Source organism: Vibrio sp. 378, assembly GCF_033339435.1.
Genome location: NZ_JAWOUO010000717.1, coordinates 1 through 630 on the forward strand (window position 1 = coordinate 1; position 630 = coordinate 630).

The following is a 630-nucleotide window of genomic DNA, read 5'->3' on the forward strand; positions in this document are numbered from 1 at the left end:
TTAAACACAAACAGTCTTCACCTTCCTGAGTAAAGGGGCTGTGTTTCACTGAGGCATCTCGTATCATCAAGTCGCCTTCTTCATACTGCCCGTCTTCATCGCTAAATCCACCATGCAGAACCAGTGTGGATTCCAACCCTCTGTGCGTGTGTTGTGGGATTTGTACATTTTCGCCGATGTACATCAGGCTCACTCGAGCATCTTCACCCAAATCAATTTGTGCACTGAAAACTTTCCCACCGTAGCTTCGCCACGATCCCACCAAATCAGAAAAGCGCACTAACGTTTTTGGAAGCTCGAAGCTTTTACCTGCAACATTGACGAAAGCTGTATCTTGAATCACCACATTGTCGTTCACAGGTTCTGCGTTAATAATGTCGTTAAACATGTCATCAAACTCAGGTGAATACTCTAATGGACTTTCGCTCACTGTATTTGCTTGACTTGCTTCTACTTGGTTTACATACGCTCGGCACTTTGAGCACGTCTCTAAATGTGTGGCGACCACAAGACCAGAAACCGCATCAATGCTGCCCGAAGCGTATGCTTCTAACAAGTTGTTATCTGGATGTTTGTTCATAGTTGCTCCGTATGCATTGAGTGCCTTAACTTTTCTACTGCGAGTCTTAA

General features: G+C 44.8%; 1 protein-coding gene. It reads right to left on the reverse strand.

Annotated features, from left to right (window positions below; genetic code table 11):
• A partial coding sequence (locus tag R7Q48_RS28460) for a ChrR family anti-sigma-E factor (RefSeq protein ID WP_318133682.1) occupies positions 1 to 580 on the reverse strand: 580 nt, incomplete at its 3' end.
• Positions 581 to 630 lie beyond the last annotated feature (50 nt).